This is a genomic window from Chryseotalea sp. (assembly GCF_057350905.1).
In genome coordinates this window covers 940,680-966,890 of the sequence record NZ_JBMRCF010000008.1, presented here as the reverse complement: position 1 = coordinate 966,890, position 26,211 = coordinate 940,680, and the positions used below count along the sequence as shown (strand labels likewise).

Sequence of the window (26,211 nt, the reverse complement as noted above, 5' to 3'; positions counted from 1 at the left end):
TTTAATAAAGGCTTATCTTTGCGGCACATTTAAAATACCTGTAAACTATGAAAAAATTATTCGCACTTGTAGCTGTTGCAGCTTTCGCAGTTGCTTTCACAGCTTGTGGTGGAAAGAAAGTTGAAGAAGCCGCTGCTACTGTAGATTCTACAGCTGCTGCTGTTGTTGATTCAGCTGCTACTGTAGTTGACTCTGCTGCTGCTGTTGTTGATTCAGCTGCTGCTGTAGTAGCTCAGTAATCAATCGACTTCGATTGCATTTCCCGGGAAGGCTTTAGAAATCTAAAGCCTTTTTTATTTTCCTAACACTTGTTTTCTTTGGCTAAAGATGCCCAAAGCCAACGATTCAACCTCCATACAAGCCATCCTCGCACAGCATCTGCCTCCTCAGGCGGTTGCGTATGCTCATCTGCTCTGGCAACAAAGTCCCTTTCAACTTAAGCTTACCAAAAGCAGGCAAAGCAAAGTAGGCGATTTCTCTTGCCGTCATAATAGTACTCAGGTACAGATCACCCTTAACCACGACCTTAACCCTTACTTGTTTTTGCTAACGTATGTTCATGAGGTAGCTCACTTAAGAGTATATCTAGCCCATGGCCGACATGCAGAAGCGCATGGCCGTGAATGGAAAGACTCCTTTAAGCTGTTATTGGCCCCACTCCTGCATGAATCAATTTTTCCTGATGATATTTTATCGGAGTTGAGGAGACACATGGTAAACCCCAAGGCCAGTTCCTTTGCAGATGTAACCTTAACGCAAAGGCTACGCGCATATGATGCCAACCGAAAGACTATGCCCTTACTTTCTTCTTTACCAGAAGGCAGCATTTTTAAACTACAAGGTCGCTATTTTAAAAAAGGCAAGCTCCGCAGAACACGTGTGCTTTGTCTGGAGATGAAAAGCAAAAGAAATTACCTGGTGCCTGCTGAGGCAGAAGTGAGTGATGTTCAGTTGGCCTTGTTGTAAAAGTGCGAAGCTCGAAGTTAGAGGTTCGATGTTAGAAGTTCGAAACGAGTAAGACTTAACACTCAGTCTGAAGCTTGTACTCGAGGCTCGAAGCTGGAGGTAATCAGTACATCACCGAATCAACCCATCAGCACATCAATTCAGTCTTCTCTGAATAAGTTTATCGACTAGTTCAAAAAGAATATTGGGCTGTAATGTTCGCCAGCGTTCTATTTCCAGTGTGCCTCCCATATTGATATAACGATCTATGCCATACTTTTCCATCTCCTGGCGAATGAACTCCGGAAAAGAAACAGCCGCAATCCAGCCCTCCTCCACATCGTCAAACCACTCTTCGTAATAGCTGTCGTCCGAACCATGAAAGTTGAGGATGTTCTCCCCTATCAAAATATATTTATTGATACCCTCTGCAGCCAGCAATTCAATCACGTTGCGTTTTAAATGCATGATGTCGTTGTTGATGGCATCGTTCCATTCACCAATGAATTCAATAATGGCAAAGCCCTTTTTATAATTGGCAAAGAGAATTTTTATGTAGAGTGTTTCCGAGCCCATAAAATCCCAGGCCGGATCAATGTAGTAACCATAAATGTTTTCAGAATATACATCGTAGTTATATTCTTTACCATGAAAGGGTGAGCGTTCGTCAAGTGCAGGATCATACAGCGAGAGCCATCGTTCGTAAGGAAGAATGTTATGCATGCTGCTGACTGTCTATGGCTTTGCGCACAGCACCATGTTCTTTCAACAATCTTTCTGCAGTAGCCTGATCTGTTTTCAATTCATCCATAATCATGCGCACCCCCCGGTCTACCAACTTATCATTGGTGAGTAGCATATCAACCATTTTATTGCCTTTCACCCTGCCGAGTTTAATCATCACGGCTGTACTGATCATATTTAACACAAGTTTTTGTGCAGTGCCTGCCTTCATGCGTGTGCTGCCTGTAACAAACTCAGGACCTACCACTACCTCTATAGGGTAATCGACCTGTTTACTTAATTCGCTTCCGTGATTGCACGTAATGCAAGCCGTTACTATACCATTCGCTTTGGCTTCTTTTACACCACCAATTACATAAGGCGTTCTGCCAGACGCTGCAATACCTACCAATACATCGTTGCGGTTGATTAGGTGTTCTTCCAGGTCTTTCCAGGCTTGTTGCGCATTGTCTTCTGCATACTCAACTGCTTTGCGTATGGCACCATCTCCTCCCGCTATCAAACCAACTACTTTGCCGTGGGGCATGCCATAGGTAGGTGGAATTTCTGAAGCATCTAAAATACCCAGACGCCCGCTCGTGCCCGCTCCGATATAAAACAAGCGTCCACCCTGATTCATCTTTTCTACGATTACATTTACCAGCGCTTCAATCTGAGGCAAGGCTTTTTCTACGGCAAGCGGCACTGTCTTGTCTTCACGATTAATGTTTTGCAACAAATCCTGCACAGACATCTGTTCAAGGTTGTTGTAGTGAGAGGATGATTCGGTGGTAGACAAGGTAATCTGTTTAGAGTATTTATTTCAAGTGCTTTTAACTTTACTAACAATCTGCATATCTAAAATCCGTCTGACCGCTGTTTACTTCCGCATGCAGCGGTCTGACGGATCAGCAAATTGCTTTAGTTCAAATCAATTGTTCAGGTCTTTTTTATGGTAAAGGGTTAGTCCGGCAATCGGGCTTTCTAAAATATGCTGAAGGGTAATGTTTTTCTCTTTCGCTACCTGTCTCAACAAGTTGCTGAAGTAAAAAGAAACAGATCCTGTAAAATGAACTTTCAGTTTTTCGTAACCTTCATACTTCATCACATTCTTTTCAAAAAAATCAGAGAAGCTTTTTCGCACCAACTGGTCACAATAAGGTTCATTCAAATGCTGAAAAATAAAATGAGAAAAGCTTCCTAAAAACCTGCTGGGCATTTCCTGATTATAAACCCGATCGAGGAACTCATCTCTTTCAAAAGGAAAGCGCTGTTTGAACTGATCCCATAATTTCTCGGGCAAGTCTCTGCGCAGATAATCCGCCACAATGCACTTGCCCAGGTAAGCTCCTGAACCCTCATCCCCTAAAACGTAACCAAGTGATGTTACATTATCTACAATATTTTTACCATCGTAGTAGCACGAGTTTGAACCTGTTCCTAAAATACAGGCTATCCCTTCTTCAGTGCCACACAAGGCGCGTGCCGCTGCTAATAAATCGTGCCAGACCTCAATGTGTGCATCCCTGAAAAACTTTTCAAACACATTTCTGATCAGCTTTCTGTTTTTATCCGATGAGCAACCTGTACCGTAATAGTAAATTTTTAAAGGATTAAATTTTAGCTGAGGCAGTAACACCTCACGCACTTCCTGCTCAAATTGTTCGATGGGTTGATAATATGGATTAAAACCTATGGTTTGCGCTTGTTCAATTTTTCCTGAATCATCAATAAGCCTCCAATCTGTTTTAGAGGCACCGCTGTCGGCTATTAAAATCATGTAGCAAAAGTAACGCTAATTTGTAAAACAATATCATTACAGCATGGAGGTGAAACAGGCCAGGCTTGAAATCATCGTACGCTGTTTAATGTGCCATTTACCTGCGAGGTACTATGAGCAGATAAAAGGAATCCCTTAGACGAAAGGCCATACTTGCGTGAAGCATGTAACGTAAGGCGTGCAATCAAGTTTTCAGCCTGCCTACTACCACAAACTTTTCAAATACTTTTTCAGTATGTGGGGCGTCTTTCAACTCGTCTGTTAAATCCTGACCAGCCCAATGTTCATAATGCTTACCATTTCTCCATAACCTGGATAAAGTAACATCATAAATTAACCCATTCAGGGCTACCCAAATAGCTGGTTTATCCTGTCCGTTGCGTAAAGCCAGTTGTGATTTGGTAAACTCGGGTAATGGCTGCGACAGATTACTCATGTTTAAGGTGGAGAAACTATAATTATTGAATATCTTTTGGCTTGAAATTACTAACACTAAACCGATGAAGCGAATTTTATCTTTTCTAAGCCTGGTGATTATCCTGGCTGCCTGTGGTACGAAAGAAACCATCAACTATGCTACTATGCCGGATGAGCAACTTAAAAAAGTTGCAGATTCTTTGGCACAAGTCTACATCATTACCGATGGTCATGTGGACTTACCATTCCGTTTAAAGGTGAAAAACTTTAGACTAGAGCAAGAGTTTCTGGGCATTCCTATTAGTACAACAGAGGGTGATTTCGATTTTGAACGTGCCAAAAAAGGCGGCCTCGATGCACCTTTTATGTCCATCTACATTCCTTCACGCTATCAGTTGCAAGAAGACAAGGGAAAAGCACTAGCCGATACATTAATTACCATGATTGATGGCATTATTGCTGCCCATCCCGATAAGTTTGGTAAGGCAGGTAGCCCTGCGGATGTAGAAGCTAACACGAAAGCAGGTAAGGTGTCATTGCCGATGGGTATGGAAAATGCATCTCCGGTAGGAAATGATTTGGCAAACATTCAATACTTCTATGATCGCGGCATTCGCTACATGACACTCACACACGGAAAAGACAATCAGATCAGCGATTCTTCTTATGACACCACACAAACCTGGAAAGGGTTGAGTCCTTTTGGTGAAGACGTGGTGCGCGAAATGAATCGCGTGGGTGTGATGGTAGATATCTCACACGTATCTGATAGCGCTTTTTACGATGCGCTAAAAATTACTAAAGCACCAATGATTGCTTCGCACTCTTCATGCCGCTATTTCACACCTGGGTTTCAGCGCAACATGAGTGATGACATGATTAAGGAACTTGGTAAAAATGGTGGGGTGATTCAAATAAATTTTGGTGCCAGTTTCCTGGATTCTGTAGCACGCACCAACAGCAAGTTGCTTGATTCACTGGAAAGCATTTTAGCGGAGAAGAAACTTACTTCCCGCGATGCGGAAGCACAACCCATCATCGATCAATTTGTAAAAAATCATAATGAACTTTTTTCTGATGTAGAGAAAGTTGCCGATCACATAGACCGCGTAAAAATGCTGGCCGGTATAGATCATGTAGGTATAGGCTCTGATTATGATGGCGTGGGCGACAGCTTACCCGTTGGCTTAAAAGATGTAAGCCAGTATCCCAATTTAATTTTTGTCCTGCTTAAAAGAGGTTACACTCCCGAGGAGATAGAAAAAATCTGTTACAAAAATGTATTCAGGGTTTGGAACAAAGTAATAGACGTGGCTGCTGCCAATTAATACATCCAATTTTATGAAGTCCCCAAAAATTGCCCTCTTATTTTTTTTATTACTTGCCTCATCAGGCCTACATGCACAACGCGTCATGTGGACGAAGCCCAAGCAGCCTATTGTATGTTATGGTAAAGAAGTTGATGGTACATCGCATGTCCCATTGCCACCAGAGATACAAAGTAAGCTTGCTGTGGCCAGAACCAGCGATACGAAGACTTCCAATTTCATTGTAACCTACCAAGGCTTCACACCACAGGCAGAGGCAGCTTTTCAAAAAGCGGTTGATATCTGGGAAAGCATTCTTGTTTCTCCTGTTGATATCCATGTAACTGCAGTCTGGACGGCCTTGGGAAATGGTGTATTGGGTTCTGCAACCGCAGGTACTTTCTACGCCAACTTCGATGGTGCACAGCAAATTAATACATGGTATCCGGTAGCCTTGGCAGAAAAAATGGCGGCTAGTGATTTAAATGAGCCCGGTGACATTGACATCTTTGCACAATTCAATAGTAACAATAATTCATGGCATTACGGATTAAATGGCGCAACACCTGCAGGTCAGTACGATTTAGTTACTGTTGTACTGCACGAACTGGGACATGGATTAGGCTTTCTTGATTCTTATAATATTTCAAACAACGTTGCCTCTGTAGGATTGAGCGGTACCAGCATTCCTGTTATTTATGATTTAGGAATAGAAAATGGAGGTGCTCAAAATCTCTTCCTCACTACTGAGTCAGGCACAGAGAATCTAAAAACACAGCTTACCAGCAATAATCTGTTTTATAACTCGCCCTCTGTAAAAAGTGCTAATGGAAACACTGTTGCCAAAATATATGCGCCTGCTACTTTTAGCTCAGGCTCCAGTATAGCACACTTAGATGAGAGTACTTTTCCCGGTGGTTCAGCTAATGCGCTCATGACACCTCAAATTGGTACAGGTGAATCTAACTTTAACCCTGGCAATATTGTAAAGGGCATGTTCGCAGATATGGGTTGGGTATTCACCTATATTAATCACCAACGTTTACCCAATGTGGAAGACCCGACAGCGTCTTTTGTTGTAAAGGCCGTTATCACAACTGATGTCGGCTCAGTTTCATCTCCTACTTTGGTTTACAATACTTCAGGTGCCGATGTTGAAGTGCCTATGACAGCCACCGCTGTGCCTAATGAATATCAGGCAACCATTCCTTCTACTGGGGTGGCCTCTACGTATAATTATTATATTAAAGTAAGCGACAATCAAAGCCGGGTTTATACAAAACCAGGGAAGCGAAGCACACCCGGAGCCGGGGTTGTTCAAACCTATTTTAGTTTTGAAACGGGTGAGGACAATAGAGCTCCGATTGTGAATCATACAACACCAGGCTTTGTGCTTCCTGCTGATACGGAGCTTGTGATCAGTGCCGTTATTTCAGATAACATTGGAATTGCTTCTGCGGTGCTGAGCTATTCTATTGATGGCGTGGATCAGGCTGATATTGACTTTGTATTGCAGACTCCGCCTGAAGATTCAGTGTACCAGGCTGTAATCGATCTTGGTAACGGACTCCCTATTGGCACCATCATTCGTTATAAAATTACGGTTACCGACAATTCATCTAACAGCAATCAAAAAATACTTCCTGATATCGATTTCTTTGAAATTAGTGTTGAGGGACTTGGTCAGGCAGTCAGTGTTTACGAAAATGATTTCAATACAACATCAAACGATTTCTTCGGCAATGGTTTTTCAATAACAACACCAACTGGTTTTGCTAATGGTGCTATTCACTCAGAGCACCCTTACGTAAGCGGTGACGGCTTTGAAAACAACCAGCGTAATCTCGTTTATCAATTAAAGTTTCCTATTACGGTTAATGAAAGTGATGCCTTTATTCTTTTTGATGAAATAGCGCTCGTAGAACCTGGTGAAGCCGGGTCAGTATTTGGCGATGATGATTTTTGGGATTACGTAGTAGTTGAAGGCTCTATCGATGCCGGGGAGAGCTGGATACCTTTTGCTGATGGCTATGACGCAAGAGCCCAAGCTGTTTGGTTAACTCGTTACAACAGCGCCATTGATGCCAACTCGAACTCTACTGCCATTGGAGATCCGACTTTATTTAGGAGTCGTGTGATTAACATGCTCGATGAATTTGATCCCGGAGATGAGGTGGCGATTCGTTTCAGGCTTTTCATTGATCAATCTGCCCGCGGCTGGGGATGGACCATCGACAATTTGAAAATACAAACGGATATTACCGCCCCTAAAATTTTACACGATCATGTTGAATACGTAGCTGCTGGCAGTAATACACCTGAACTTCGTGCATTAGTACGCGATGCAGGCGGTGTTGGATCATTCAGTATAGTTTACGCTAAAAATAGTGAGTCGGAATTAACAATAGAGGCTGCAAATCTCCTTGACAATACTTTCATTCTTCCGACTGGCATATTAGGAGCCGGAGATGAACTTCGTTATAAATTTATAGCAACTGATCTGGCTGGAAACGAAACAACACTTCCATCAACGGGATACTTCAGCATAAAAGGAATTAATTTCTCTGCAAGTGTTAATCAGTACAGTAATAATTTTGAAACTGCCACGAATGATTTTGTTGGTGGCTTTTTTGAGATTACTAAACCAGCTGGTTTTAACTCTTCCTTTTTAAAAACAATCAGTCCGTATGCCAGTGGTTTTGGCTTAGACAGTACCAGCAGCTATACATCCACTTTGCTAAAGCCAATCCGCATTGCAGCTGCCAATACCTTAATGCGCTATGATGAAATTGCCATTGTACAAGGACAGTCCTCCACCATACCTTTCGGAACAGAAGCTTTTAATGACTTTGTGATTGTAGAGGGATCAAAAAATGGCGGATCCACCTGGCTACCCTTTTTAAATGGTTATGATGCAACTACGCTTTCCGCCTGGTTAAGTGCATTTACCAACGGAGGTAATGGAACACAAACTTTATTCAGATCCCGAATTATTGACCTGACACAGAATGGAAACTTCGCAACCAATGATGAAGTAATTATTCGTTTCAGACTTTTTGCTGATGCCGCCAGCAATGGTTGGGGCTGGGGCATCGACAATTTATTTATTCAGGATCCAGTAACAGGTCTTGAATCAAAATCGATGTCGTCTATATCAGTTTATCCAAATCCTGTAAAAGATTTTGTCTTTGTAAGTAGTAAACTGTCTGCGGGAGAAAAGCTGTCATTTCAGGTAATGCAACAAAATGGTCAAGTGATCATTGATGAAATGGCTTCCGAAAACGATGGCGAAGCAAACCACCGCTTAGACTTCTCGCAATTACCCAATGGCTTGTACCTGCTGCGGATCAGCACGGGTAACACAACCGAAATTCGAAAAGTAGTAAAGCTCAACTAACAAAAAGCCCCGCCAGCCAGCGGGGTTTTTTATTTCCTAAAAAATTAAAATTAAGTCTGCAAATACAAAATTCAGGACTTACTTTTGCCCAATTTTAACCTTAGCACTTCAGCCTTATGCCACGCGACAGAAGTATTCGCTCCGTACTCATCATCGGTAGCGGCCCCATTATTATCGGTCAAGCTTGTGAATTCGACTATTCTGGCTCTCAAGCCGCCCGTTCCTTGCGTGAAGAGGGTATAGAAGTAGTGCTGATCAACTCTAATCCGGCTACCATCATGACGGACAAAGTGACAGCTGATCATATTTACCTCAAGCCGCTCACCAAAAAATCGATCCGAGAAATTCTTGAAAAACACAATATAGATGCCGTACTCCCCACCATGGGCGGGCAAACAGCACTCAATTTGTGTATCGATTGCGATAAGGCAGGTATCTGGCAGCACTACGGTGTGCGCATCATTGGTGTAGATATCAAGGCCATTGAAACTACAGAGGATCGTGAGAAATTCCGTCTTAAAATGTTGGAGTTAGGTGTAGGGGTTTGTAAAGGCCGCACAGCCAAATCCTTTTTAGAAGGAAAAGAAATAGCACAAGAAACAGGCTTCCCCTTAGTAATCCGTCCATCATATACCTTAGGTGGAACTGGTGGTGGTTTTGTAAATAATGCAGAAGAATTCGATGAAGCCCTCAACAGAGGTTTGCATGCTTCACCCGTTCATGAAGTACTCGTGGAACAATCCATTTTTGGTTGGAAAGAGTATGAACTTGAGCTACTTCGCGACAATGTAGGAAACGTAATCATTATCTGTTCCATCGAGAACTTCGATCCGATGGGTATACACACCGGTGACTCTATTACTGTGGCACCAGCGATGACTTTACCAGACACTACTTATCAGCGCATGCGAGACCTGGCCATTAAAATGATGAATGGCATCGGACAGTTTGCTGGGGGCTGTAACGTACAATTCTCACTAAACCCTGATAACTACGAAGACATCATTGCAATTGAAATCAATCCACGCGTTTCTCGTTCATCAGCACTGGCATCAAAAGCAACGGGTTATCCCATTGCCAAGATTGCCGCTAAACTTGCCGTTGGTTTTAATCTGGATGAGTTGAAGAATGCCATCACAGGCACAACCACTGCCTACTTTGAACCAGCACTTGACTATGTGATTGTAAAGATACCTCGCTGGAATTTTGATAAATTTCAAGGTGCTGACCGAAGACTTGGTTTACAAATGAAGTCTGTAGGTGAAGTAATGGGCATTGGCAGAAATTTTCAGGAAGCTTTGCAGAAAGCCTGTCAGTCGCTTGAGATCAGAAGAAATGGTATTGGTGCTGATGGAAAAGAATTAAGAAATCAGGATGAGCTGCTACATTCACTGGCAAACCCAACCTGGAACAGACTATTTCACATACACGATGCCATTAAAGTTGGTATTCCCCTAAAAACAATTGGAAAACTTACCCGCATCGATAAGTGGTTCCTCAAGCAAATTGAAGAGTTAGTTCAAATTGAAGAACAACTGGAAGAGTATGACATCGGTAACATTCCAACAGATCTTCTCCGCACAGCCAAGGAAAAAGGCTTTGGCGATCGCCAGATTGCGCATTTACTACATTGCTTTGAAAGTGAAGTCTTCAATAAAAGAAATGAGCTTGGCATTAAACGTGTCTACAAACTAGTAGATACTTGCGCTGCTGAGTTTGAAGCCAAAACACCGTATTATTATTCAACATTCGATACAGAGAACGAATCAACACCTTCTAATAAAAAGAAAGTAATTGTGTTGGGCTCTGGTCCGAACCGCATTGGTCAGGGAATTGAATTCGACTACTCTTGTGTACACGGTGTATTGGCTGCCAAAGAAAGTGGTTACGAAACCATCATGATCAACTGTAACCCTGAAACAGTTTCAACAGATTTTGATATTGCTGACAAGCTTTATTTCGAACCTGTTTTCTGGGAGCATTTGTACGATATTATTCAACATGAGAAACCTGAAGGTGTAATTGTACAGTTGGGTGGTCAAACCGCCTTGAAGCTGGCAGAAAAGTTGCACAAATACGGTATCAAAATTATAGGCACTTCTTTCGATTCACTCGACCTGGCAGAAGACCGTGGCAGATTCTCTCAGTTATTGAAAGAGCAGAACATTCCTTACCCTGAATTTGGTGTAGCCACTGATCCCGATGAAGCCCTGGAGGTTTCCAAACAAATCGGTTTCCCTTTATTGGTTCGCCCTTCTTACGTACTTGGTGGCCAAAGCATGAAGATTGTGATCAACGAAAAAGAATTGGAATCACACATCATCGACATCTGGAAACACTTACCTGATAATAAAGTTCTGCTGGATCATTATTTAGATGGTGCCATTGAAGCCGAGGCTGATGCCATTTGTGATGGGGAAAACGTTTACATCATTGGTATCATGCAACACATAGAACCTGCCGGTATCCATTCGGGCGATTCGTATGCTGTGTTGCCGCCTTACAATTTGGGTGACTTTATTATCAAACAAATTGAAACCTACACTACGCGCATAGCTCAGGCCTTGAAAGTAAAAGGTCTGATCAACATTCAGTTTGCCATACAGAAAGATAAGGTATACATCATTGAAGCCAATCCGCGTGCTTCTCGTACTGTTCCTTTTATTTGCAAAGCTTACGATGAGCCTTATGTTAACTTCGCTACCAAAGTAATGTTGGGTGCGAAGAAGGTTACTGATTTCAACTTTAATCCAACTAAAAAAGGATACGCCATTAAGGAACCTGTTTTCTCCTTCAACAAATTCCCTGAAGTAAACAAAGAGCTTGGCCCTGAAATGAAATCTACAGGCGAGGCCATTTACTTCATCGATGATTTGATGGACGATTACTTCCTGAATATTTATAATGAGAGGAATTTGTATTTAAGTAGATAAAATTGGAAGCTGGAGGTTGGAGGTTGGATGTTAAAAGAGTATTTTAAAATAATCTGCTGATCTGTTTTGATACTATGAGTTTTAAAACTGTGGAGATTTTATCAACGAACTTTCCGTCAGACACTGAAAGTGGAAGCAAACATCGGTCAGACGGATTTTAGGAAAAGACTCAGGTTAGTAGATAAAATAATGAAAGGATCATTTCGTCATTACTCTTGGGATTTCAAATTCAATTATACTGTGTAAAATAGATGTTTTCCTTTAACTCAAAATAAGTATGACTGACGCAGAGGTAAGGGATTTTGTGGATAAAGTTACGCTTGGCATTCAACTTGCTGTCTCAAAACTCGTTGATAAAGCTAAGAAAGAAGATGGAGAGCTGGTTATCTCAAAAAATGGCAAACCTGTAAGAATAAAAGCCCGTGATTTAAAATAGAGCATCATGTTCAAATTTCTCATCATTTGCATTTTAGTTGGCTACGTGTTGTATAAAATAGGTAGCTCAATTAAGGTTTATACGCACAGTGGCCACTATCAGCGTCCGCCACAGTACAGACCTCCGGGCAGCAATGTTAATATCGAAACACCACCACCTGCCAAAAAAAATGAAGGCAAAGATTTTAAGGGTGGAGAGTACGTTGACTACGAAGAAATAAAATAGCAATTTTTCAAATTTGAAATTTTGAATTTAAAATTCACTAAGTACCAGGCCACCGGCAACGATTTTATCCTGATCGATAACAGAGATGGTAGCATTATTTTGTCGCAGCAGCAAATCGTACACTTATGCGATCGCAAGTTTGGTATTGGTGCAGATGGTCTTATTCTTATCGAATCATCTACAAGCGCTCCCTTTAATGTTAATTACTATAACAGCGATGGCTCCCAAAGTCTTTGTGGCAATGGCAGTCGCGCAGCTGTAAGTTTTGCCGCCAGCCTGCACTTGCTAAAAGATAAAACATCCTTTATTGCTTATGATGGCCAGCATGATGCCGAGCTAATGCCCTCGGGCATTGTTCATTTACGCATGAATGATACAAAACCTGTTGAGGCAAGTCATGAAGACTTCTTTATTAACACAGGCTCTCCACATGTCATTCGTTTTGTAAATAATATTCAGGCTTACCCCGTTTTTGAAGAAGGCAAAAAAGTGCGCTACAGCGATGCTTTTAAGCCCGGTGGCACCAATGTAAATTTTGTTGAACTGATGGACGACAATAGTCTTTTTGTACGTACCTACGAACGCGGTGTGGAAAATGAAACACTCTCTTGTGGAACAGGCGTAACAGCCGCTGCATTGGTTGCTTCTACTCAAGGTTATACTTCACCCATAAAAATCAAAACGCTGGGCGGAGAGCTCTCGGTCGCCTTCAAAAAAGGCAATCATGGCGAATTTACAGACATCTACCTGATCGGTCCTGCCCAAAAAGTGTTTGAGGGCGAGATTGCCTTGCCATAATTGGCAGCAATCAAGCCATAATTGCCACTCTTTAGCTGCCAAAATTGTGCATATATGCCTCAAGCTGCTTCTAAGGCTAATTGGTGCTATAATTGACACGATCATTTCCCAAAAACAGATTAACTTTAAAGCCATTTTGTCGATGATCCAGATCATTGATTGCGCAAACTGACCATTGTTGTTTTATGTTAAAATTAATTGCTAAAATTTTCGGTACTAAGTCTCAACGTGACATCAAATCTATTGAGCCCCTTGTAAAAGAAACCCTGCAGGAATTTGATAAGCTGGCAGGCCTTTCTAATGATCAGTTGCGGGAACAAACCCAAGAGGTGCAAAACACCATCAACGAGGCGCTCAGGTCTATTGATGCGGAAATTGCGGCTCTACACAAGCAAATCGCTGATCAGCCTGAAATGGACATCAATGAGAAAGAGGCTGTTTTTGCTGAAATTGATAAACTTGAAGGTGACAGAAATAAAGACCTTGAAAAAGTATTGTTAAAAGTGCTGCCAAAAGCATTTGCGATTGTTCGCGATACAGCCAGGCGCTTCAAAGAAAATGAATACCTGGAAGTAACTGCCCAGGATTTCGATATAAAGATGGCTGCTACGCATCCCAACGTTACCATCCATGGCGACAAGGCCAGGTGGGCAAGACAGTGGATGGCAGCGGGTAATTTAATCACCTGGGATATGATGCACTATGAAGTGCAGATTATCGGTGGTATCGTTTTACACCAGGGCAAGGTTTCTGAAATGGCAACCGGTGAAGGTAAAACACTCGTGGCCACCTTCCCTACTTTCTTAAATGCATTGGCCAAACGTGGTGTTCACCTGGTAACTGTTAACGACTACCTCGCTAAACGCGATAGCGAATGGATGGCGCCTCTCTTCCAATTCCACGGCCTCACTGTCGATTGTATTGACAAGCATGAGCCTAACTCCATTGCCCGCAGAAATGCTTACCGTGCAGATATTACTTACGGAACGAACAATGAATTTGGCTTCGACTATCTGCGCGATAACATGGCGCGTGAAACGGAAGAGCTTGTGCAACGTGGCCACCATTATGCCATGGTGGATGAGGTTGACTCTGTGTTGATCGATGAGGCACGTACACCCCTGATTATTTCCGGTCCGGTGCCACGCGGTGATCAACACGAATTCTACGATTTAAAACCACGCATTTTTAAACTGGTAGAGGCACAGAAAAAATTAATTACCCAATACCTGACTGATGCCAAGAAACAACTGGAAGCGGGTAATGAAAAAGACGGAGGCCTTTCTATTTTCCGTGCACATCGCGGTATGCCAAAATATAAACCCGTTATCAAGTTCCTAAGTGAGACAGGCATCAGGGCCACTATGCAGAAAACAGAAAACTATTATCTGCAAGACAATAAGAAGATGATGCCGGAAGCCGATGCTCCACTTTATTTTATTATTGATGAAAAAGATAATAGCGTAGACCTGACTGAAAAGGGTATTGACTTAATTACAGGAGAGGGTGAAGATGCTAAATTCTTTATCCTCCCCGAAATTGGTACAGAGCTTTCTAAAATAGAAAAAGACGCAAGCCTGAGTGATGCAGAGCGTCTTGCTAAAAAAGAAGAACTTATAAAAGATTATCAGGTGAAGTCACAGCGTATTCACAGTGTGAATCAGTTGCTGAAGGCTTACACCATGTTTGAAAAAGATACCGAGTACATCATTGTTGATGGAAAGGTGAAGATCGTTGATGAACAGACCGGTCGTGTGTTAGATGGCAGACGTTATTCCGATGGCTTACACCAGGCCATTGAAGCAAAGGAAAATGTGAAAGTAGAAGACGCCACACAGACCTATGCCACCATTACTTTACAGAATTATTTCCGCATGTACCACAAGCTTGCGGGTATGACGGGTACAGCTGAAACAGAGGCAGGCGAATTCTGGGACATTTATAAACTGGATGTTGTTGTAATTCCACAAAACAGAACAGCGGTAAGAAAAGACTCCGATGATTTAGTGTATAAAACCATCCGTGAAAAATTCACAGCTGTCATTGAAGAGATTGTTAAGCTTACAGAAGCAGGCAGGCCAGTACTTGTGGGTACTACATCCGTTGAGATTTCAGAATTGATTAGTCGTATGTTGCAAATGCGCAAAATCAAACACAACGTACTCAACGCGAAGCAACACCAGCGTGAAGCAGAAATTGTAGCAGAGGCGGGTAAACCGGGTACTGTAACGATTGCTACCAACATGGCTGGTCGTGGTACTGATATTAAGTTAACAGCCGAATCAAAAGCTGCCGGTGGTTTAGCTATTATCGGTACAGAGCGTCACGAGTCAAGACGTGTAGACCGTCAGTTACGCGGTCGTGCAGGACGCCAGGGTGATCCGGGTTCATCACAATTCTATGTATCGTTGGAAGATAACCTGATGCGTTTGTTTATGCCTGAGCGTATTGCGCGTATTATGGACAGATTAGGCTTAAAAGAAGGTGAAGTCATTCAACACTCCATGGTGACAAGCTCAATTGAGCGTGCACAGAAAAAAGTAGAAGAAAATAACTTCGGTATTCGTAAGCGCTTGCTGGAATACGATAACGTAATGAATTCGCAGCGCGAGGTAATCTACAAGCGTAGAAAAAATGCTCTGTTCGGAGAACGTTTAGAGTTAGATATACTCACCATGATTTTTGATACAGCTGAAGAATTGGTGATTAATGCCAAGAACGCTGCCGACTATGAAAGCCTGCGCCTAAATGCACTGAGCACTTTTGGTATCGATTATGAAGTGTCTAAAGACGACTTTACCAAATGGGATCAGGCGAAATTAACCAACGACCTGTATGAAAAGGCCCTTGACCATTATCACCGCAAAAACAAAGCAGTTGCTGCCAAGTCCTTACCTATTGTTAAAGACGTTCATCACACAAGAGGTGCAACGGTAGAAAATATATTAGTACCCTTTACAGATGGCGTAAAACAAATTGGTGTTGCTGCCAATCTTACTAAATGTGTAGAAACTGAAAATGGCGAGCTGATTAAATCCATGGAGAAAATGATTGCTTTAGCGATCATAGATCAACTATGGAAAGAGCACTTGCGTGATATGGATGACTTAAAGCAATCTGTGCAAACAGCTGTTTACGAACAGAAAGATCCATTATTGATTTACAAGTTCGAAGGCTTTGAAGCTTTCAAAAAATTGGTAGCCAAGGTAAATGAGGAAACCGTCTCTTTCCTAATGAAGGCTGACATTCCTGTGCAACAATCAGATCAGGTACAGGAGGCAAGAGCCAGCAGGGCGAGAGTTCGCCTGAATGAGAATAAAGAAGAATCTAAATCGTTATTAAGTGGTGGTGGACCGCAGCCACAGGCTAATCGACCTCCCCAAGAAAAAATAATGCCTGTTAAATCTGAAAAAATTGCCAACAGAAATGATAAGGTGAGTGTTCAGTATCCTGATGGGCGCGTGATGCGTGATGTGAAGTACAAGAAAGTAGAAGACGATATCTTGAACAATCGCTGTATTGTGATTGAATAGTCTTATTGAGTAAAATACCATTCTTCGGTCTGTGTCCGCACAGACCGAAATGATTTTAGTTATGGTTTGTGAAGACACAAACCATGGCATGAAAAACTTAAAAAGCATTTACCAAACAATTAAATACAGTCTTGGCTTTACTAAACGAAAACGACTTAGTGGAACTAACTGCCTAAAGCAATGAAAAGAATGTTTGAGTTGTCACACTACCTGGTTTACATGATTATGATGGGCTGCGCCTCGAGTCAGGTGAGCACCACTACTACCTCTGCCCGCTATACCGAAGACCTTTCTTATCTGCGTCCGGCTTTTGAAGAGACCAAAAAAGATCCTGAGGTTGATCCAAATGAAAATAAAGCAAAGCCTGTTTATCAGGAGCCCCGTTATGCCGTGAATGAACAACTACACGAAGTGCTGGACAGCATTGATAGAATTAACCTAAGCAAAAAAGTGGTAGACGGCTTTACTATACAAATTTATGCTGGACAGAAAAGAGAAGATGCGCTCAACACGAAGCGAACCATGGATTTGACTTTGCCAGAACTTAATGCAGAGATGACTTATGTGCAACCTACTTTTCGCATCAAAGCAGGTAAGTACTACACACAATTAGATGCACAAAAAGATTATGTGGCAGTAAAGCGCCATTTCCCTAACGCCATTCTTGTACCCGATAAGATTGCGGTTACTTATTAATTTTAAATTTCAAATTTTAAATTAATGGTATCCTCACGCCACATCAGCACCTTTAATAATCTTCAGCATAGCAAACCAGTCTTGTTTGTCAAGTGTTACCTCTAGCGCAGAGGCAGCCTCTTGAATGCGCTCCGTTTTTGTCGTACCCGTTATTGGAAAAAGATTTGAGGGATGTGCCAGCAACCATGCAAAAAGTAATTTAGCTGTACTTACTTTGTATTTATCCGCCAACACACCAAGCTCCTGCATTTTTTCCAGGTCATCAAAATACTTACCACTGCCCAATGGCGACCAGGCCATAATACCAGCCTGATGTTTCATCATCACATCACTTACACCGTTAAACAAGTAATCGCTTTTAAATAAAGATACCTCGAGCTGGTTCGTGACTAAAGGCATAGGTGAAAAAGACTGCAACATTTCAAATTGTGCAGCTGTAAAATTTGAAACACCGAAGTGAAGTACTTTTCCTTTTTCGTATAAATCTCCAAAGGCTTTTGCCACCTCTTCCGGATTTAACAATGGATCTGGTCTGTGGATTAATAGTAAATCAATTCGATCCGTGCTCAGATTTTTAAGAGATGTCTCTACCGACTGAATAATATGTGCATACGATGTATCATAATGTTTAATTCCGTGTGCGGGCTTATTATCAACTTTTAATTTAATACCACATTTAGTAACCAGCTGCATTTTACTGCGTAGTCCCGGTTGTTGTTTTAGTATGCGACCAAATAATTCCTCAATCGTATACTTACCGTAAATGTCAGCATGATCAAACGTGGTTATGCCACAATCCAACGCTGCGCCTATACAGCGTTCGTTGATGGTTTCATCAGTCCAGTTCCAAACGCCTGCTATAATGCGCGAAAACTCCGGCCCTTTAGGGTGAATCCGTTGATACTGCACCTTACTTAGCGGTTTGGTGCTGGTAACACTTCTTCCCTTTGCTCGCTGTCATACGCTTACAGCGTATTCCGTCTTTTGTTTTTCCTTCGCACTGTTTTAATGCAGCTTTGCCTAATTCATTTGGCTTACAAACATCGCAAGGTTTTTTGCCAGCTTTCTTGGCATTATCAATATGTATACCTTCTGCATCGCCCGAAAGACGGCAATCTGCTGTGTGGTACTTCTCTCCTTTTGCAGAAGAATACACGGTCTGTGCCTGTACAGCAAGTGTTACAACAAATGCCAGGACCAAAGTCATCAACAATTTTTTCATCATTACAATTGTTTAATCAGTTCAACATATAATTCAGTGAGCTTTGCCTCAGCCTTACCTGCAATTTCAATAATCTCCTGAATATTGGCTGGTTTCAGATTATCAGGATCACAATCATCAGTGAGTACAGAAATAGCACAACAAGGAAGTCCTGTATGGTTCGCTACAATTACTTCCGGCACAGTACTCATCCCTACAGCATCCGCTCCGATGCGATGTAAAAAACGATATTCGGCCCTGGTTTCAAGATTGGGGCCCATCACGCCTACATACACACCTTCATTAAGTTTGATATTCTTCTCTTTGGCAATAGCTTTCAATTTTTTATTTAAAACCAAGGCATAGGGCTGACTCATATCCGGGAAACGTGGCCCTAATACCTCATAGTTTGTTCCTCTCAACGGATTATCAGGTTGCAGATTTATGTGATCATCAATCAACATTAACTCACCTTTTTTCCAATTCAGATTCATATTACCTGCTGCATTGGAGATAAGCAAGTTTTTTACGCCAAGCATTTTCATTACCCGTACAGGCAGTGTAATCTGTTGCATGCTATAGCCTTCATAATAATGAAAGCGTCCTTGCATGGCCAATACCTTTTTGCCTTTAATCTCTCCATAAATCAATTGGCCCTTATGAAATTCAACGGTGGATATGGGAAAGTGAGGAATCGAATTATAAGGAATTTGAATAGGCTTCTTGAATTCTTTGACAAATAAATTGCCTAAACCTGTACCGAGTATCACACCGATTTCGGGTGCCTCAACGCCCCTGCTTTTAATGTAATCGCTTGCTTCTTGTATCTCTTTTAACATATAAATAAATTCAATAGTGAAGGTAAAAAAAGAAGCCGGAATTATCCGGCTTCTTTTTCAAAATGTTATGCTCGATTAACAACAGCCACCACCATCATAAAAATAGGTTGAAGGTGAAATGAAAATATCCGGCCGATTAAGCGCGGCAAGTGCACCTGCTGTTTTATCGCAAACAGCAAGTGGTTGATTTTGCATAAGCACATGCCCTTGCTTATCATCGAAGTATTCATCACCGCCAAAATAAATTGCAGTTCTTCCTGTAAATACACAGGCACCATCTGCAGGCATAGGGTCCTTAATAGCACAAACCTCTACACTTTCGATGTAAATCATTTTATTAGTTTGGTAATGTGCCGGATCTAAAATTCGATAAGGGCGCTTCGCGCGAATTTCTACTGTACCAAAACCAGTATCTGTAATGAGTTTAATATATTCTTTTAATGGAAGCGCTCCGCTCAAACAAAGGGCGCGCAGTCGTTCATCTTGTTTCAAACTTTCCGGCATTTCAGTCTCGCAGGTTGGATCAGATAAGACCAAGCGGCCATGGGGTTTCAATACACGATACATCTCCGTCAAAGCAGTTTTTAAATCTTCGTGTGTAAAAATATTGAATAAACAATTCTGGGCTGCAACATCTATCGACTTATCCGGAACCGGGAGACTGAGTGCGTCACCCTTTCTCAGATCGACAAAATCACTTTTAAACCAGGAATTTTGTTTTTCAGCCTCTACAAAATTTTCTCGGCTCGCCTGCAACATCTCATCCACTACATCAATACCAATTACGCCACCGCTACGTCTGCTGAAATAAGAAAACTGTAATAACTCCATACCTCCACCAACACCAACATAAAGAATTGCAGGATCGTTAACTAAATCTCGGGGATTTACAGTGCTGCCGCAACCGTAATTCATGTCGAGCATTTTCTTTGGAATTTTTAGGCCCGGTAGTTGCCACACAGGTGTTGTTGTACAACACAATCCTTTTTGTGGATTTTCTGCTGCTTCTTTATAAACGTTACGGGTGGTTTCTAAATAGGTTTGCATGAATTAATGATTTCAAATTCCAAGTTTCAAATTAAATATTAAGCTGTTGCACCCTGGCAACTTGAGCCTGCTCCCGCTGTGCACGCAAAACAGTGCTGGCTGATGACAATATCGCGTGACTCAAGCGCTGTTACATTAAAAGTACTAATATGTTGCCCTTTGCGCTCATCTGTTTTTAAACCAAGCATCTGATTAAAGTCACAATCATATAAAAATCCCTGCCAGTCAATAGACACAGTGTTGCGGCACATAACGCCACTCACTGCCATCGGATTAAAAGCATTGATTAGTTTCTCCATATACTCTTCATAGTTTCCACTTTCAATCAGAAAATCGAGGAAGCGACTAATAGGAATGTTGGTGATGGTGAACAAACTATTAAACTCAATAGAAAATTGTTCTCTCAATTCTTTTTTAAAATCTCTTTCCAACTGACCTTGATCTCCTGGCAAAAAAGCGCCACTCGGGTTGTACACCAGATCTAAAATTAAACCACTACCTGGTTTGCCGTAGCCAACAGCATTCAGCATTTGTAAAGCCTTAACAGAAGTTTCGAAAACACCCTCTCCTCGCTGACGATTAGTTTTATCTGCGTTATAAAAAGGCAGTGAAGAACAAATACGTACATTATTCTCTTTAAAAAACTCCGGTAGGTCGTGGTACTTAGGGTTCGCCAGAATAATGGTGAGATTAGAACGAACAATGATCTCCTGTACGCCTCTCTTTTTTGCTTCTGTTACAAACCACCTGAAGTCGGGGTTCATTTCAGGTGCACCACCCGTAATATCAAGTGTGTGTATTTTTGTATGCGTCAACACATCCAGACATTGCTGCATGGTTTCGCGTGTCATGATTTCTTTGCGATCCGGGCCAGCATCTACATGGCAGTGTTTACACACCTGATTGCACATGTAGCCAATGTTCATTTGGAAAATTTCAATCTTTGATGGCTTTAAAGGAAAATGGCCAATAGCCTCAATCTTCGATTTAAAAGTTGGTAGTTTTCCTTCCTTAAAAATTCCATTGTTCAAGAACTCAACTTGCTTTTCTTGTTGAGCTAGTTGGTGATGGCGGGCATGCAAGCTTTTAATCATACTTAATAGTTGTTCGTTGATCGTTGTTGGTTGTTCGATGAGGTTTTCGAATAACGAAAAACCAACAACCAGCAACTATTAAAGAATCACATAGATAGCTTCTTGGCTTTGTTCATCATCATTACACCATGAACCAATGAGGCACCTCCACGAATGGCCGCTGCCACATGTACTGCCTCCATCATACCCTTTTCAGTGGCGCCTTTCTCAAGTGCATCTTGTGTATAGGCATCGATGCAATAAGGGCACTGAACTGTATGCGATACTGCTAAAGCGATTAACGATTTTTCGCGGGCGGTTAATTCACCATCTTTAAAAACCTCACCATAATAGTCAAAAAATTTGGCTGCCAATGTTTTGTCCCATTCTGCAATGTTTCCGAATTTTTTTAAATCAGCAGGGTTGTAGTAAGTATTTTCCATAGTAAAATTTAGGTTAAGATAGTGCTTTAACAAAGGGCGAATGATCGCCCTCACGACAAAACAATATACATACGTATAAAGTTGCGACCGCAGATTTAAGCAGGAAGGGCTATTTTATATGATTTTCCCTTCTTTATTATAAGATCTTCATCGCGTAGCCAAGGGTTAAGACGCTTTAAGGTCTTATAATTTGTGCCCTTAGATAATGAGAAATCAACCAGGTTTTTAATGGATTCCTTTACCTCCACATATTGAATTTTCTCTTCGGTATAGAGTTCTTCCTCAGCCAATACGAAACCATACTTCAGCGGGTTTTGCATAATCTCTTTCATAGCAATGAGCCTGAAGATGTAGCGAGATGTTTCATCATTCAGGAAGAGATCGTAATATGAATTAACTTTCTGGTTATCGATTGCCTTTTGCATGCCTGTCATGCCACGGTTGTAGGAGGCAGCCGCAAGCGTCCAGTTACCAAATTTGCGATGCGCATCTTTAAGGTATTTACAGGCAGCATAGGTGGATTTAATCGGGTCATAACGTTCATCAACCTGATTATTGATTTCCAGGCCATAAGCCTTTCCGGCATCTTTCATGATTTGCCAAAATCCAACGGCCTCTCTGGGCGAAACCTGATTGAGCAGGGCGCTTTCAATCAAGGGCAGGTATTTGAAATCGTCCGGAATACCATTTTCCTTCAGGATTTTTTCCATTTGCGGCAACCAACGGTTAGCACGCTTAATGATAAATAAGGTGCTGCTGTGCAGATAACTGTTAATCTGCAACTCTCTGTCTATGCGCTCTCTTACATCGTTGATATGAAGCGGAACTGCCTCTTGTGCAAAATCAAGTTTTTCAGGAATGCGGAAGGGTTTGGCTACAAAACCCGAAGGGATTTCTGTAACCAAACCCGTGGTATTGTCTGACATCGACTCTATAGCTATGGATTGCCCCACACTACTTTCATTATACGTAATGTAACCCAGCAAAATTACCAGCGTGGCAATTGACACATATATAGAAACATCCTTCATCATCACATCCTGAAAAAAATCAGAAGTTGGGCGATAGTAAATACTTGGAATAAAAGTCGTCTATTACCTTTACCGCCTCTTCTGGTGTATCTACAACGCTGAACAGATCAAGATCTTCTACGTTGGCATTCTTTTCTTTTCCAATCAATACTTTGGTAACCCAGTCAACAAAACCCTTCCAATACTCCTTACCTACCAATACAATAGGGAAACGACCGATTTTTTTTGTTTGGATAAGGGTGAGTGCTTCTGTTAATTCATCCAATGTTCCAAATCCACCCGGCATTACTATAAAGCCCTGTGAATACTTCATGAACATTACTTTGCGAACAAAGAAATAGTCGAAGGTAATCAGCTTATCAGGATCAATATAAATATTGCCCTTCTGTTCAAAAGGAAGAAAAATATTAAGACCCACCGATTTACCCTTGGCACGATGCGCGCCACGGTTACCCGCTTCCATAATACCAGGGCCACCCCCGGTAATAACACCATAACCATGCTGTACCAATTGGTACGCAATGTCATCGGCCATTTTATAATAAGGGTTGGTTGGCTTTGTTCTTGCGGAACCAAATATGGTTACGCAGGGGCCTATCTTGGCCAGCTTTTCAAAACCTTCTACAAACTCACTCATGACTTTAAAAATCACCCATGAGTCTGAGCTTTTTATTTCTGCCCAGTCTTTATCAACAAATGCCTTTCTTATTCTGTGTTCTTCTTCAATGGCTTGCTTAAGCAAGTTATCATCTACCTTTTTTGATTTCTTCTTTGCCATAACAATACTAAAATTATAACAAGGTAGTAAAACGGTGAGAATTACAAATTAGTTGTTGGCAGATGTTCAGGGACTTACTTAATCCCATTTATTGGCCCTTTCTTTACCGAAGTGGATACGTGCTGCCTGATTCAAGGCAGCTCTTTTTCAAGGCAGCATAAAACTAAAGAAGCTTACATAAACGACCTTGGATTACTTCTTGCCCAACAAGTTGCTAAGGCTTGCTTCCAGGGTATTAAACTGAAACTGAAAACCAGTGGCTTGTATTTTTTTTGATGAAACATTGCTGCCGAAAATAATCAGGTTAGCCATTTCTCCCAGGATTAACTTCAGCAGAAAGGCAGGAACTTTTGGTAAGAAAATTGGGCGCTTAAGTTGTTTACCAATGGCTTTTGTAAAGTCTTCGTTACTTACGGCATAAGGGCCAGTGCCATTGTAAGCGCCTTGGAGGGATTCATTTTCAACAAGGTGAATAAACATATGGCACAAGTCATCAATGTGTATCCAGCTCAGCATCTGTTTGCCAGAGGCAAGCGGAGAGCCGGCAAATAATTTAACCGGAACAACCATAGGCGCCAATGCTCCACCCTTATCGCTGAGCACAATGCCTATACGCAATTTGGCTACGCGTAAAGGAAGTGCATTCAATTGATCGATGGACTCTTCCCACTGTCGGGTGACTGATGCCAGATAATCAGTACCCGGAGTGCTTTGCTCATCAAATAATTCATCAGTTAAATTAAATCCATAATAACCAATGGCGGAGGCTGAAATAAAATGCTTTACCTGATTGGCATTGTTTTTCAGTGTAGTGCAAAGCAAGGCTGTTGATTGCGTTCGGCTCTCAAGTATTTCCTGCTTACGTTTTTCCGTCCAGCGCTTGTCGGCTATGCCTGCACCTGCTAAATGAATGATGGTATCTATACCTGCAAGGGCATTGGTATCCATTTTCTTTTGCTCCACATACCATACAAAAGATGGAATTGCACCCTTTTTTGCACTTCTGCCCAAATGCGATACGCTATGCCCCTTTTGTAATAAAAGTTCGGTAAGCCTTTTGCCTATAAGTCCGGAGGCACCCGTTATTAAAATGTTTTTTTTAGTCACGGTGCTGATTTTAGTAGTTTTGAATACTATTTAAAGAAACATGAATGCTATGAAAAAGTTTGTTCTAATCCCATTTCTTCTGGCTTACGTATTGTCTTTTGGGCAAACGGTGGTGTTGAAAAAGGAAAAACAGAAAATAAAGAACGACAATATTTACAGCTTTGCCACTACGCTTGATGCAAGTACGAATGATGTGAACAACGCATTATTAAAGTTTTTAAAGGGTTATGGTAAGCCAAAACAGCAGGATGAGGCTATCGTACTGGCCGAGTGCATTGTCAGTGGCCAGGCTTACACCAAAGCCTTGTATGGTGGCACTAAACAAGCAGGCGCTGCTACGCAAGCCTGGATTGGCGTAAACCTTAAAGATTGGGCAGCAGACTCTGCCATGATTGTTAATCGACTTGAGGCCATGGTAAAAGAGTTTGGTGTTAATTTTTACCGCGACAAAATACAAGTACAAATTGATGAAGCGCAGCGGGCTGTTGACATTGTAAGCCGGCAACAACAGCGCACACTCAATGAGCAGCAAAATATTCAGCAGAAAATTGAAAGCAATAAAAAAGAATACCAGCAGCTGTTGAAAGCCATCCAGAAAAATCGTAGCGATTCTGTTGCTTTGGTAGTTCGGCTCGATCAGAACAAAGCAAGCACAGATTCCTTACGTACAGTTTCGGAGAAAGTAAAACAGGCCCTGGTGTTTCAGAAAGAAAGGCAAGGGAGAGTCAACTAAAATCAATTTCTTATACTTTCCTTGACAGTCAATAATTTGGTTATAAGAACCATAAAAGTAAAATCGTTTTCAAAAGAGTTCATGGTAACTATGAACTATTTTGAAAACGATTACCCGTTAATCATCACAATCAACCGAAGCGTATGCTATGGCGCCACCCTGCGGAGTCCATGTCGAATTGGCTGTAGTACTTATATAATCTCCACCACAATCAAAATATGTTGGCCAAACCGAGTTAATGTCCAAAAGTTCAGTATAGTGTGTACCATTAGATCCCCCATAGATAGAAGCTGAAGAGCCAACTTCTTGAGGCATATCAAAATTATCTCCCTTCCAGGCTTGGACTACAAGGGAGCTTGGGCCCTCACTTGTAGTAAAAACCCACTGCTGAGTATTGGAAAAATAGGTGCCTGCTGTACAAAGAATGTATGGCCAAACAGTTTGAGTTCTACCGTTAACACTCTCAGTTACCTCCCTAGAATTTACCCATACCAAAGTAACAATATGATCCATCAACAACTTAGTTTTTTCATCAAAGCTTAAATCAGCATTTCCAGACTTAATGAGAATTAATGAATCTACTTCATCTTTAGAAAAAGTAAAATTTCTAACCTTAACTTCTGTTTGCTGAATCTGATCTTCCTCACTTAAATGCTCACAAGCTGTTAAAATGAAAAGTCCAGAAAGAATTAATACACCGAGTTTTTTCATAACGAGTTTTTTTGTTTGTTTAGTGAAGATATTTGTTATTCGGTCTTTTTTACAGTTA

At 41.6% G+C, this 26,211-nt stretch carries 25 protein-coding genes; 11 read left to right on the top strand and 14 right to left on the bottom strand.

All coding sequences use genetic code 11. From position 1 onward, the window contains the following. Positions 1–47: 47 nt before the first annotated feature. Together ACO1XM_RS12730 and ACO1XM_RS12725 are read left to right on the top strand one after the other, a co-directional pair. Positions 48–239 (top strand): PG1828 family lipoprotein, encoded by a 192-nt coding sequence (locus ACO1XM_RS12730; RefSeq protein ID WP_486229499.1) that lies wholly within the window; start codon positions 48–50, stop codon positions 237–239. A gap of 88 nt (positions 240–327) precedes the next feature. Next, entirely contained in the window at positions 328–966 is a 639-nt protein-coding gene (locus tag ACO1XM_RS12725; RefSeq protein WP_486229497.1) for a transcription elongation protein SprT, read from the top strand. A gap of 135 nt (positions 967–1,101) precedes the next feature. On the opposite strand, the gene ACO1XM_RS12720 is transcribed toward ACO1XM_RS12725, so the two are convergent. The 4 genes from ACO1XM_RS12720 to ACO1XM_RS12705 all read right to left on the bottom strand — a co-directional run bounded on the left by ACO1XM_RS12720 (position 1,102) and on the right by ACO1XM_RS12705 (position 3,884). Next, the gene (locus ACO1XM_RS12720) at positions 1,102–1,668 is read right to left on the bottom strand and encodes a hypothetical protein (RefSeq protein WP_486229495.1); all 567 of its coding nucleotides are present in this window, start codon (positions 1,666–1,668) and stop codon (positions 1,102–1,104) included. Continuing rightward, a complete protein-coding gene (gene murQ, locus ACO1XM_RS12715) occupies positions 1,661–2,467 on the bottom strand; it encodes an N-acetylmuramic acid 6-phosphate etherase (RefSeq protein ID WP_486229494.1) in 807 nt (268 codons plus the stop codon). The genes ACO1XM_RS12720 and murQ overlap by 8 nt, the downstream gene beginning before the upstream one ends. 132 nt (positions 2,468–2,599) lie before the next feature. Then, complete coding sequence (locus ACO1XM_RS12710) at positions 2,600–3,448, bottom strand: N-acetylglucosamine kinase (protein ID WP_486229492.1); 849 nt, start codon at positions 3,446–3,448, stop codon at positions 2,600–2,602. A gap of 184 nt (positions 3,449–3,632) precedes the next feature. Then, positions 3,633–3,884, bottom strand: a complete 252-nt coding sequence (locus ACO1XM_RS12705) for a cytochrome b5 domain-containing protein (RefSeq protein ID WP_486229490.1) — start codon at positions 3,882–3,884, stop codon at positions 3,633–3,635. A gap of 64 nt (positions 3,885–3,948) precedes the next feature. Here ACO1XM_RS12705 and ACO1XM_RS12700 point away from each other — a divergent pair, with 64 nt between their 5' ends. The 8 genes from ACO1XM_RS12700 to ACO1XM_RS12665 all read left to right on the top strand — a co-directional run bounded on the left by ACO1XM_RS12700 (position 3,949) and on the right by ACO1XM_RS12665 (position 17,190). Then, positions 3,949–5,193, top strand: a complete 1,245-nt coding sequence (locus ACO1XM_RS12700; protein ID WP_486229488.1) for a dipeptidase — start codon at positions 3,949–3,951, stop codon at positions 5,191–5,193. A gap of 13 nt (positions 5,194–5,206) precedes the next feature. Next, positions 5,207–8,569: a T9SS type A sorting domain-containing protein gene (locus ACO1XM_RS12695; RefSeq protein WP_486229486.1), complete on the top strand. Its 3,363-nt coding sequence runs from the start codon at positions 5,207–5,209 to the stop codon at positions 8,567–8,569. Positions 8,570–8,685: 116 nt separating this feature from the next. Then, positions 8,686–11,502: a carbamoyl-phosphate synthase large subunit gene (gene carB, locus ACO1XM_RS12690; RefSeq protein ID WP_486229484.1), complete on the top strand. Its 2,817-nt coding sequence runs from the start codon at positions 8,686–8,688 to the stop codon at positions 11,500–11,502. Between the two features lie 277 nt (positions 11,503–11,779). Continuing rightward, positions 11,780–11,938, top strand: coding sequence for a hypothetical protein (locus tag ACO1XM_RS12685; RefSeq protein WP_486229482.1), 159 nt, complete (start codon positions 11,780–11,782; stop codon positions 11,936–11,938). Positions 11,939–11,944: 6 nt separating this feature from the next. Then, on the top strand, positions 11,945–12,163 hold the full coding sequence (locus ACO1XM_RS12680) for a hypothetical protein (RefSeq protein WP_486229480.1): 219 nt from the start codon (positions 11,945–11,947) through the stop codon (positions 12,161–12,163). Positions 12,164–12,184: 21 nt separating this feature from the next. Continuing rightward, the gene (dapF, locus tag ACO1XM_RS12675; protein WP_486229478.1) at positions 12,185–12,961 is read left to right on the top strand and encodes a diaminopimelate epimerase; all 777 of its coding nucleotides are present in this window, start codon (positions 12,185–12,187) and stop codon (positions 12,959–12,961) included. A gap of 185 nt (positions 12,962–13,146) precedes the next feature. Beyond that, positions 13,147–16,494 (top strand): preprotein translocase subunit SecA, encoded by a 3,348-nt coding sequence (gene secA / locus ACO1XM_RS12670; RefSeq protein ID WP_486229476.1) that lies wholly within the window; start codon positions 13,147–13,149, stop codon positions 16,492–16,494. A gap of 180 nt (positions 16,495–16,674) precedes the next feature. Next, positions 16,675–17,190 carry a hypothetical protein gene (locus ACO1XM_RS12665; RefSeq protein ID WP_486229474.1) on the top strand — a complete coding sequence of 172 codons (516 nt, stop codon included), beginning with the start codon at positions 16,675–16,677 and terminating at the stop codon, positions 17,188–17,190. 33 nt (positions 17,191–17,223) lie between these two features. Here the strand turns inward: ACO1XM_RS12665 and ACO1XM_RS12660 are convergent, their stop codons facing one another. From ACO1XM_RS12660 to ACO1XM_RS12620, 9 genes are all read right to left on the bottom strand, one after another. After that, positions 17,224–18,099, bottom strand: coding sequence for an aldo/keto reductase (locus tag ACO1XM_RS12660; protein WP_486229472.1), 876 nt, complete (start codon positions 18,097–18,099; stop codon positions 17,224–17,226). Position 18,100: 1 nt separating this feature from the next. Further along, positions 18,101–18,415, bottom strand: a complete 315-nt coding sequence (locus ACO1XM_RS12655) for a hypothetical protein (protein ID WP_486229470.1) — start codon at positions 18,413–18,415, stop codon at positions 18,101–18,103. Further along, positions 18,415–19,230: a purine-nucleoside phosphorylase gene (locus tag ACO1XM_RS12650; RefSeq protein WP_486229468.1), complete on the bottom strand. Its 816-nt coding sequence runs from the start codon at positions 19,228–19,230 to the stop codon at positions 18,415–18,417. Before ACO1XM_RS12650 ends, ACO1XM_RS12655 begins: the two co-directional genes overlap by 1 nt. Positions 19,231–19,305: 75 nt before the next feature. Further along, positions 19,306–20,277 carry an arsenosugar biosynthesis arsenite methyltransferase ArsM gene (gene arsM / locus ACO1XM_RS12645; protein ID WP_486229466.1) on the bottom strand — a complete coding sequence of 324 codons (972 nt, stop codon included), beginning with the start codon at positions 20,275–20,277 and terminating at the stop codon, positions 19,306–19,308. Between the two features lie 38 nt (positions 20,278–20,315). After that, positions 20,316–21,371, bottom strand: a complete 1,056-nt coding sequence (arsS, locus tag ACO1XM_RS12640) for an arsenosugar biosynthesis radical SAM (seleno)protein ArsS (RefSeq protein ID WP_486229464.1) — start codon at positions 21,369–21,371, stop codon at positions 20,316–20,318. Between the two features lie 86 nt (positions 21,372–21,457). Next, positions 21,458–21,793, bottom strand: coding sequence for an arsenosugar biosynthesis-associated peroxidase-like protein (locus ACO1XM_RS12635; protein WP_127121515.1), 336 nt, complete (start codon positions 21,791–21,793; stop codon positions 21,458–21,460). A gap of 95 nt (positions 21,794–21,888) precedes the next feature. Then, positions 21,889–22,827 carry a lytic transglycosylase domain-containing protein gene (locus tag ACO1XM_RS12630; protein ID WP_486229462.1) on the bottom strand — a complete coding sequence of 313 codons (939 nt, stop codon included), beginning with the start codon at positions 22,825–22,827 and terminating at the stop codon, positions 21,889–21,891. A gap of 16 nt (positions 22,828–22,843) precedes the next feature. Next, positions 22,844–23,602 (bottom strand): LOG family protein, encoded by a 759-nt coding sequence (locus ACO1XM_RS12625; RefSeq protein WP_486229460.1) that lies wholly within the window; start codon positions 23,600–23,602, stop codon positions 22,844–22,846. A 192-nt stretch (positions 23,603–23,794) separates the two neighbouring features. Further along, a complete protein-coding gene (locus ACO1XM_RS12620; RefSeq protein ID WP_486229458.1) occupies positions 23,795–24,709 on the bottom strand; it encodes a TIGR01777 family oxidoreductase in 915 nt (304 codons plus the stop codon). 49 nt (positions 24,710–24,758) lie between these two features. Between ACO1XM_RS12620 and ACO1XM_RS12615 the strand changes: the two genes are divergently transcribed. Then, on the top strand, positions 24,759–25,442 hold the full coding sequence (locus ACO1XM_RS12615) for a hypothetical protein (protein ID WP_486229456.1): 684 nt from the start codon (positions 24,759–24,761) through the stop codon (positions 25,440–25,442). A 117-nt stretch (positions 25,443–25,559) separates the two neighbouring features. Here the strand turns inward: ACO1XM_RS12615 and ACO1XM_RS12610 are convergent, their stop codons facing one another. Next, positions 25,560–26,153, bottom strand: coding sequence for a hypothetical protein (locus ACO1XM_RS12610; RefSeq protein ID WP_486229454.1), 594 nt, complete (start codon positions 26,151–26,153; stop codon positions 25,560–25,562). Positions 26,154–26,211: the final 58 nt, after the last annotated feature.